Below are 7117 nucleotides of genomic sequence, written 5' to 3'. Positions count from 1 at the left end.
GGCGCGGCCCCCCCCCGCACCCCGCCCACCCCGTCGGCGGCCGACGGCCGGCTCAGGCCACCCCGCCGGGGGTGACCCGCTCCCGGCTCACCCGGTGGTGCTGCACACGGTGCCATTGAGCCGGAACGCGCCGGGCGGCACGTTCGGCCCGCTGTACGCGCCCACGAAACCGGCGCTGGTGCTGCCACCGCCCGCGGCGAGCCGGCGGTTGTCGGCGGTGCTGGTCACCCTGACCTCCGCGCCCACCTGCGACCAGTTGGCGCTCCACCCGCTGCTCACCTGCTGCCAGGCGGTGGGCCAGGTCCAGGTGAGCGTCCAGCCGTCGAGCGCGCTCGGGCCGGTGTTCACGACGTCGACCGTCGCGACGTAGCCGTTGCCCCAGTCGGTGTCGGTGCGGAAGCGCACCGCGCAGCTGCTGGCCGCCGGGCTGCCGGTGGCGAAGGTGAGCGGCGGGGAGGACCAGGAGACCCGGCCCGCGGTGTCCCGGGCGAGCACGTTCACCGTGTATCGCGTGCCCGGGTCGAGGTTGCCGACGGTGAGCGAGGTGCCGGAGGTCTCGCCGAGCTGCTCGCTGACCGCCCCCTGCTGCCGGTGCACCTCGTACTTGGCGATCGACGCGCCGCCGGGTGTGGCCGGTGGCCAGGAGACGGTCGCCGTCCGGTCCGTCACCGCCGCGGCGGTGGGCCGGCCCGGCGCCCCCGGCTGGCCGCCGGCCGCGCCGGCCGGGCGCAGAACGAGCGTGGTCAGCGAGTACGGCGGCAGCGTCCGGCCGGCGGCGCCGCCCGACCGTCCGGTGGACACCCCGGCCGCCCCGTTGGTCAGCGTGTGCACGGTCGGCGCCTCGTCCGCCGGGGTGAAGCCGGCGTAGTCGAGCACCACCGGGTACGCGGTGTCCGGGTCCTTGTTCAGCAGCAGGACCGCCAGGCTGCCGTCGGGCCGGCGGGCCGCGTGCGCGGCGACCAGCGGCTGGTCGGTGCCGGCGCGGACGAGCTGGTCGCCCGCCCGGGCGAAGAGGTTCATCATGGACAGCCCGTGGTACGGCGCGAACGGCGTGTTGAACGGCGGCTCGCAGACCGACCCGTCGGCGGTGCACCCGCCGCTGGAGAGCAGCCCGAAGTCGCCGTAGTCGGTCTGCCCGGCGACCTGGGAGACCGTGCCGATCCCGTTGTGCGTGTTCCACCACTGCACGGTGAAGACGCCCTGCTCCAGCAGCCCGCTGTAGGCGTCGGCCAGGAACAGCGCGCCGGGCTGGGTGTTCTGGCCCGCGCCGACGTTCAGCTCGGTGAAGCTGATCCCGATCCGGCCGGGGTCCGGCCCGGCGTAGCGGGCGATCTGCTGGCGCAGCAGCCAGGCGGCGTCGGGGAGGTGGCCGGTCCGGGCGAGGGACTCGGCGGCGGTGCCGCCCGGGTACCAGTGCACGTCCACGAAGTCGATCTTCGGCCCGGCGAGCGACAGCACCGTCTGGTTCCACGGGCCGGGGTCCGCGCCGGCGGTCAGCCCGTCCGGCCAGTTCGCCGGCATGGTGAGGACCGCGCCGACCTTGATGCCCGGGTCGACCGCCTTCATGGCGTCGGCGTACTCGACGACCAGCCGGGCGTACTGGGTGGCGCTCTTGTCCGGGTGGTCGTCGGCCTCCCAGGCCGAGCCGTAGTGGCCGTTGCCGTAGTTCTCGTTGCCGACCGTCCACCACTTCGCGCCGTAGCCCTTGGTGACGTTGGCGTACCGCACCCACTCGGCGGCCTCGGCGGGGGTGCCGGTGCCGTAGTTGGCGATGATCATCGGCCGGGCGCCGACCCGCCTCGCCGCCGCCATGAACGTGTCGAAGTCGGTGTCCGGGGCGACGTACCCGCCGGGCGCGGTGTGGGTCTTCCAGTGGTAGATGTCGGCGTACGAGCCGCCGGGGTAGCGCAGCATCCGCACGCCGGCCGCGTGGAGCAGGTCGGACGTCTCGGTGCTGCCCAGGTGCTGGTCCCAGATGGCGTGGTTGACGCCGAGCGCGGTGTCCGGCACGGTGGCCAGCCCGGCCCGGGCGTTCACGGTCACCGTCACGGGGCCGGCCGCCGCGCCGGCGGCGGGCGGGTCGACGGCGGCCGGCGCCGCGGCGGCGAGCAGCAGGGCGGCCACGTACGCGGTGCGGCGGCGCGCGGGGGATGGGGTTCTGCTCATGCGGGTTCCTTCGTGGATCGGGCGATCGTCGGTCTGCGTCGCCCTCCCGGTGTCCGGGTGCCCTGGAACGACGGTCGGCCCCGCGCTGAGCCATCGACGCACCAGAATCCCATGGCGGTGCCGGGGCGCTCAAGGAGGTCCGCTCGTACGCGGCTTAATTTATAGACAGGAGTCTTTACTGTTAACAAGGTTTAATTTATGTTCATGGACATCTCCCCTCACCCTGAAGGAGTTGCCGCCATGCGTCGAAGAATCACCCTGCCGCTGCTCACCACGGGTGCCGTCACCGCCACCCTGGCGGTCGCCGCCCCCGCTCAGGCCCACGGCTACGTCTCCTCGCCCCCCAGCCGCCAGGCGCTCTGCGCGCAGAACCGGGTGCCCGACTGCGGCCAGATCAAGTACGAGCCGCAGAGCGTCGAAGGCCCGAAGGGCCTGAAGAGCTGCCACGCCGGCATCGCCCAGTTCGCCGTGCTCAACGACGACAGCCGCGGCTGGCCGGCCACCTCGGTCGGCAGTTCGGTGACTTTCACCTGGGTCAACACCGCCCGGCACGCCACGTCCAACTGGGAGTACTGGATCGGCAACACCCGGGTCGCGGTCGTCGACGGCGGGGGCCGCCAGCCCGACGCCACCGTGTCGCACACCGTCAACCTGGGCGGCTTCTCCGGCCGCCAGAAGCTGCTCGCCGTCTGGAACATCGCCGACACCGCGAACGCCTTCTACTCCTGCGTCGACCTGCAGATCGGTGGGGGCGGGGGCAACCCCACCCCGTCGCCGACGCCGACTCCGGCCCCGACCACCCCGAGGCCCACGCCCACCCCGACGAGCTCACCGGCCCCGGGCGGCACCTGGACCGCCGGGCGCGCCTACCAGGTGGGGGACACGGTCACCTACAACGGCTTGACTTACCGCTGCCGCCAGGCGCACACCGCGATCCCCGGCTGGGAACCGCCGAACGTGCCGGCGCTGTGGCTCCAGATCTGACCGGACGGGTGCGGCCACGCTCCGCGTGCGCCGCACCCGGCACCCGCCGTACCACCGATCGGAGGACCGGCATGCGACGCCCGCTCGCCGCCGCCCTGCTGGCCGTGCTGCTCGGCGCGGCCGGCTGCACCGGCCAGCCGGCGCCCACCGCCGCCACCCGCACCGGGCCGGCCGCCGAGACCGCGACCAGCGGCATCGACGCGCTCTTCCTGGCCATGATGGTGGCGCACACCGAGCAGACCCTGGAACTCGTCGGGCTCGGGCTCGACCGCACCACCGACCCGGAGATCCGGACGCTGATCGCCGCCGTCAAGGCCACCGAGACCGACGAACTCGCCACCATGCGCGGGTGGCTGCGCGAGGCCGGCCCGTCCGCGGTGGCGGCCGCCGAGCGGCACGACCACTCCGGGCACAGCGACGCCGCCGCGGGGCTGGCCCGGCTGCGGGCCGCCCCGCCCGGCCAGGTCGACCGGGTGCTGCTCGACGTGCTCGGCGCGCACCAGCGGACCGCGGCCGACCTGGCCCGCGCCCAGGTCCAGGCCGGTACCAGCACCCGGGTACGCGACCTGGCCGGCCGGATCGAGCGATCCCGCACCGCCGAGGTCGCGTTGCTGGCGAAGCTGGGCGCGCGGTGAGCGGGACGCCGGTCAGTCAGGCAGCGACCGGGCCACCAGCAGCGCCCAGCCGAGGCAGCCGAGGGCCGCCGTGTTCAGCACCGCCCGGACCACGTTCCAGCGCACCCAGGTGCTCTCGAACACGGCGCGCAGCTCCGCCGGATCGACAAGCCGGGCGGCTCCCGCCTCCAGCCGGTCGTTGAGCGGCACGTTCACCGCCGCGGTCACGGCGAGCACCAGCACGTAGAGCACCAGGGCGGCGATCAGCCACGGCAGCGGCCCGCGCTGCCCGGCCGGCAGGTGCAGCAGGACCGCGGCGAGGGTGCAGACCAGCGCGCCGCCGAAGCAGAGCGCGAACCAGCCGTTGAGGATGGCCTGGTTGATCGAGCGCATGCCGGCGACGAAGGCCCGGTCGTCCACCCGGGCCAGGCCCGGCATCACCGCGTACGCGAAGGCCGCGAAGAGCCCCGCCATCAACCCCGTGGTCACCGTGGCCAGCAGCAGCACGCCGGCCCGGATGTTCGATGCGATCATGGGGTCCATCAGACACCGGAAGCGGTGGACGCTCCATGGCCGGAACGCCCCGAACCATACGCGAGCGTCTACCCTCACGGGGTGGACGTCCTCGCCGACGTGCTCCGCGGGCTGCGCGCCCGGGACGCCTTCCTGCTTCGCACCGTGATGGACCCGCCCTGGTCGATCCGGGTCCGCGACGCCGCCCCGCTGAGCGTCACCACGGTGGTCCGGGGCAGCGCCTGGGTGGGGCCCGACGGCGGCGCGCCGGCGCTGCTGCGCCCCGGCGACGTGGCCGTGCTGCGCGGGCCCGACCCGTACACGGTGGCCGACCAGCCGGACACCCCGCCGCAGGTGGTGATCCATCCCGGGCAGCGCTGCACCACCCTCGGCGGGCAGGAGCTGACCGAGACCATGGCGCTGGGCCTGCGCACCTGGGGCACCCGGCCGGACGGCGCGACCGCCCTGCTCACCGGCACGTACGCCAGCAGCGGCGCGCTCGGCGCCGGCCTGCTCGCGGCCCTGCCGCCGCTGGTGGTGCTGACCGCCGCCGACGGCGACCTGCCGGTCGTCGCGCTGCTCGCCGCCGAATTGGACCGGGACGGCCCCGGCCAGGAGGCGGTGCTGGACCGGCTGCTCGACCTGCTCGTCATCGGGGTGCTGCGCACCTGGCTGGCCCGACCCGGCGCACAACCGCCCGGCTGGTACCGGGCCTACGCCGACCCGGTGGTCGGCCGCGCGGTCCGGCTGGTCCAGCACGACCCGGCCCGGGCCTGGACGGTGGCCGGCCTCGCCGCCGCCACCGGCGCCTCCCGGGCCGCGTTCGCCCGCCGGTTCACCGAACTGGTCGGCGAGCCGCCCATGACCTTCGTCACGAGTTGGCGCCTCACGCTCGCCGCCGACCTGCTGCGCGACACCGAGCTGACCCTCACCGCGGTGGCCCGCCGTGTGGGCTACAGCAGCCCTTTCGCGCTCAGCGCGGCTTTCAAACGGGTCCGTGGCGTCAATCCCCGCGACCACCGCGCCACGGCCTGAGCACGGTCCGCGTCGGCGCTGATCCCGGTAAACCGGCCGCGCGATGTCGCAGCCCGTGGCTACGCTTCCTGCCGGACGCCGCCCCGCCGCACGTCACCCCGCGCCCTCACCGGCGCGCGGCGCCGCCGCCGCCCCCGACCGGACCCGAACCAGGAGACTGTTTGTGACCCAGCAACCTGTCGCGACATCGAACAAACTCGACGCCGCGGTACTCAAGGTGGCCGGCGTCGTCGTGCTCGGCGCGATCATGTCGATCCTCGACGTGACGGTCGTCAGCGTGGCGCTGCCGACGTTCCAGAACGAGTTCGACGCCTCGTACGCCCGGGTGGCGTGGACGATGACCGGCTACACCCTCGCGCTGGCCACGGTGATCCCGCTCAGCGGGTGGGCCGCCGACCGGTTCGGCACCAAACGCCTCTACATGGTGGCGCTGGCGCTGTTCACCATCGGCTCCGGGCTGTGCGCCACCGCCGACTCGATCGGCGAGCTCATCGGCTACCGCGTGCTCCAGGGCCTCGGCGGCGGCATGCTCATGCCGCTCGGCATGACGATCATGACCCGCGCGGCCGGCCCGCACCGGATCGGCCGGCTGATGGCCGTCCTCGGCATCCCGATGCTGCTCGGCCCGATCGGTGGCCCGATCCTCGGCGGCTGGCTGATCGACACCGCCAGCTGGCACTGGATCTTCCTGATCAACCTGCCGATCGGCCTGATCGCCCTGATCTACGCCCAGCTGGCCCTGCCGAAGGACAACCCCGAGCCGTCGGAGTCGTTCGACTTCCTCGGCATGCTCATGCTCTCGCCCGGCCTGGCGCTGTTCCTCTACGGCGTCTCCTCGCTGCCCGAGGCCGGCACCATCCGCGACAACAGCGTCTGGCTGCCCATGCTGGTCGGCGCCGTGCTCGTGGTGGCCTTCGTGTTCTACTCGTTCCGGCCCAAGCACCCGCTGCTCGACCTGCGGCTGTTCCGCAACCGCAACCTGACCATTGCCGCCGCGACCCTGTTCGTCTTCATCATCGCGTTCATGGGCGCGGGCCTGCTGTTCCCGAGCTACTTCCTGCAGATCCGCGGCGAGTCGACGCTGACCGCCGGCCTGCTGATGGCTCCGCAGGGCATCGGCGCGATGCTGACCATGCCGATCGCCGGCATGCTGGCCGACAAGGTGCCGGTCGGCCGCACGGTGCCGTTCGCGCTGGTGCTCATCGCCGCCGGGTTCTTCACCTTCACCCAGGTCGACCCGCACACGTCCTACTGGCTGCTCTGCGGCTCGCTGTTCGTGATGGGCCTCGGCATGGGCGGCACCATGATGCCGATCATGACCTCGGCGCTGAAGACGCTGAACGCCGCCGAGGTGGCCCGCGGCTCGACGCTGGTCAACATCCTCCAGCAGATCGGCGGCTCGGTCGGCGCCGCCGTGATGTCGGTGATCCTGACCAGCCGGCTGAACGGCTCCGAGGTGATCCCCGGCGCGACCGACCCGAGCGGCAAGCCGGTCACCGAGGCCTCGCTGGCCATCGGCACGCAGCTGCGGCCGGAGCTGCTCCAGCAGTTCCCGGTGCCGCCGTCGCTGATCGAGCGCGGGCTCGACTTCGCGGCCAGCTCCTTCGCAACCACCTTCTGGGTCGGCTTCGGGCTGGTGCTGCTCACCTTCATCCCGGCCGCGCTCCTGCCGCGCCGGCGCGAGCCGTCGCACCTGCTCGACGGCGAGGCGGGGGAGGGTCAGCGTCCCACGCCGGTCCCGATCCACTGACCGGCCGGACCGGGCCGCGGGGCGCGTTCCCGCCGGCCCGATCCGGGCAGGCTCG

General features: G+C 73.7%; 6 protein-coding genes. 4 read left to right on the top strand and 2 right to left on the bottom strand.

Features of this window, described 5'->3' with window-relative positions:
- Positions 1-87: 87 nt before the first annotated feature.
- Positions 88-2166: a cellulose binding domain-containing protein gene (locus ABZV78_RS30850; RefSeq protein WP_355644260.1), complete on the bottom strand. Its 2079-nt coding sequence runs from the start codon at positions 2164-2166 to the stop codon at positions 88-90.
- Positions 2167-2406: 240 nt separating this feature from the next.
- Here ABZV78_RS30850 and ABZV78_RS30845 point away from each other — a divergent pair, with 240 nt between their 5' ends.
- Both ABZV78_RS30845 and ABZV78_RS30840 read left to right on the top strand, forming a co-directional pair.
- Positions 2407-3150, top strand: coding sequence for a lytic polysaccharide monooxygenase (locus ABZV78_RS30845; protein ID WP_355644258.1), 744 nt, complete (start codon positions 2407-2409; stop codon positions 3148-3150).
- 71 nt (positions 3151-3221) lie between these two features.
- On the top strand, positions 3222-3785 hold the full coding sequence (locus ABZV78_RS30840; RefSeq protein WP_355644256.1) for a DUF305 domain-containing protein: 564 nt from the start codon (positions 3222-3224) through the stop codon (positions 3783-3785).
- Positions 3786-3797: 12 nt separating this feature from the next.
- Here ABZV78_RS30840 and ABZV78_RS30835 read toward each other — a convergent pair whose 3' ends face one another.
- On the bottom strand, positions 3798-4298 hold the full coding sequence (locus tag ABZV78_RS30835) for an anthrone oxygenase family protein (protein WP_355644255.1): 501 nt from the start codon (positions 4296-4298) through the stop codon (positions 3798-3800).
- An 81-nt stretch (positions 4299-4379) separates the two neighbouring features.
- Here ABZV78_RS30835 and ABZV78_RS30830 point away from each other — a divergent pair, with 81 nt between their 5' ends.
- Together ABZV78_RS30830 and ABZV78_RS30825 are read left to right on the top strand one after the other, a co-directional pair.
- Entirely contained in the window at positions 4380-5312 is a 933-nt protein-coding gene (locus tag ABZV78_RS30830) for an AraC family transcriptional regulator (RefSeq protein WP_355644253.1), read from the top strand.
- Between the two features lie 163 nt (positions 5313-5475).
- Complete coding sequence (locus ABZV78_RS30825; RefSeq protein ID WP_355644251.1) at positions 5476-7062, top strand: DHA2 family efflux MFS transporter permease subunit; 1587 nt, start codon at positions 5476-5478, stop codon at positions 7060-7062.
- Positions 7063-7117 lie beyond the last annotated feature (55 nt).

Origin of the sequence: Micromonospora sp. NPDC004540 (genome assembly GCF_040610095.1) — a bacterium.
Taxonomy (GTDB): Bacteria; Actinomycetota; Actinomycetes; order Mycobacteriales; family Micromonosporaceae; genus Micromonospora.
This window is presented reverse-complemented; position numbering and strand designations above follow the sequence as displayed.

Bases quoted from the DNA above. Each gene is read 5' to 3' on its own strand.
- ABZV78_RS30840 (WP_355644256.1), top strand. From the start codon at position 3,222: ATGCGACGCCCGCTCGCCGCCGCCCTGCTGGCCGTGCTGCTCGGCGCG.
- ABZV78_RS30845 (WP_355644258.1), top strand. From the start codon at position 2,407: ATGCGTCGAAGAATCACCCTGCCGCTGCTCACCACGGGTGCCGTCACC.
- ABZV78_RS30835 (WP_355644255.1), bottom strand. From the start codon at position 4,298: ATGATCGCATCGAACATCCGGGCCGGCGTGCTGCTGCTGGCCACGGTG.
- ABZV78_RS30850 (WP_355644260.1), bottom strand. From the start codon at position 2,166: ATGAGCAGAACCCCATCCCCCGCGCGCCGCCGCACCGCGTACGTGGCC.